General features: G+C 56.7%; 1 protein-coding gene. It reads left to right on the forward strand.

All coding sequences use genetic code 11. The annotated features are described in order from the left end of the window. Positions 1–95: 95 nt before the first annotated feature. Positions 96–1,115: an IS5 family transposase gene (locus tag NC796_RS26550; protein WP_310688911.1), complete on the forward strand. Its 1,020-nt coding sequence runs from the start codon at positions 96–98 to the stop codon at positions 1,113–1,115. Positions 1,116–1,278 lie beyond the last annotated feature (163 nt).

Here is a 1,278-nt window from a genome sequence, read left to right on the forward strand (position 1 = left end):
GGGGCCTTTGCAGAACCCCTTGTTTTGGGGATTTTTCCCAAAACCGATAGGTTTAATCGAACATCGCCAATTTTTAACTCAAATGGAATCTTTTTATGTCGGATAAGCGCCATCAGCTCAGTATTTTGGATCAGTGGGCCAGCGGGTCAGGACAAGTCAGTCGCTCGACCAAGCGGCTGAGCGAAATCGCCGAGTGGATCGACTGGGCTCCGCTCTACGAGATTGGCCGCCGTATTGACAAGACCGGCCCCCAGGGCGGGCAGCCCCGCAAACCGGTCCGATGGATGATCCGCGGGCTGTTTTTGCAGCACCTATACCAGCTCAGCGATCCCCAGCTGGAAGATCAGCTCATTGACCGGCTGAGTTTTCGCCGGTTTGCCGGATTGCCGCTGGACCAGAAGGTACCCGACTTCAGCACGTTTTGGCGGTTTCGCGAGGCCCTGGCCGCCGAAGGGCAGCTGGAGGAGTTGTTTGGAGAAGTGAACCGGCAGCTGGAAGCCAAGGGGCTGATCCTCAGGCGCGGCACTGTGGTGGATGCAACCATCATCGAGTCGACGGGTCGGCCGCTCAGCGACGACGAACGCCAGTCGTTAGAGGAGAATCCCTCCGCCCAGATTGACACCGACGGAGATTCCACCCAAAAAGGCGGCACCCATTACTTTGGCTACAAAGGCCATATTGGCGTGGATGTGGGCAGCAAGCTGATCCGCAAGCTAAGTTTTACGGCTGCCTCCCCGCATGATAGCACCCAGACCGAGAAGTTGCTGGCAGGCGACGAGCGGGCGATCTTCGGTGACAAGGCCTATCCCAGCAAAGACCTCAAAATCCGGTGTCGCCAGGAGGGGATCTACTACGGGATCTTAGAGAAAGCCTATCGGAACACTCCGCTGAGCGCCTCCCAGAAAACGCGCAACCACCGCCACCGGCGGGTGCGGCGCCAGGTGGAGCATCCGTTTGCCGCTATGAAGGGGCGCTACGGAATGCGCTGGGCCACAGCCAAAACAAAACTCAGAAACAAAGCCCGGTTTATCATGAGCGCGATCTGCTGGAACATCGAACGGTCCATCAGCTTTGCCAAACAGGAACCGAACAGTCTCCCGGCAGCGGCCACCTGATGGGTGGAGTATGTCAGGGAGCGGCCGAGACGGTCGCTGAGGCCGATATTTCGGCCTAAAACGAAAAATGCAAGGTGCATTTATGGATTATTTTGCCGGTTTTTACCTATTTGTACCCGCAAAATTAAACACGACCCAAATCGGCAGGTAATTCAAAGGCCTC

Origin of the sequence: Aliifodinibius sp. S!AR15-10 (assembly GCF_031569985.1) — a bacterium.
Taxonomy (GTDB): domain Bacteria; phylum Bacteroidota; class Rhodothermia; order Balneolales; family Balneolaceae; genus JAMQKA01.

Excerpts from the sequence above, each read along its gene's own strand:
- NC796_RS26550 (WP_310688911.1), top strand. The coding sequence starts at position 96 with ATGTCGGATAAGCGCCATCAGCTCAGTATTTTGGATCAGTGGGCCAGC.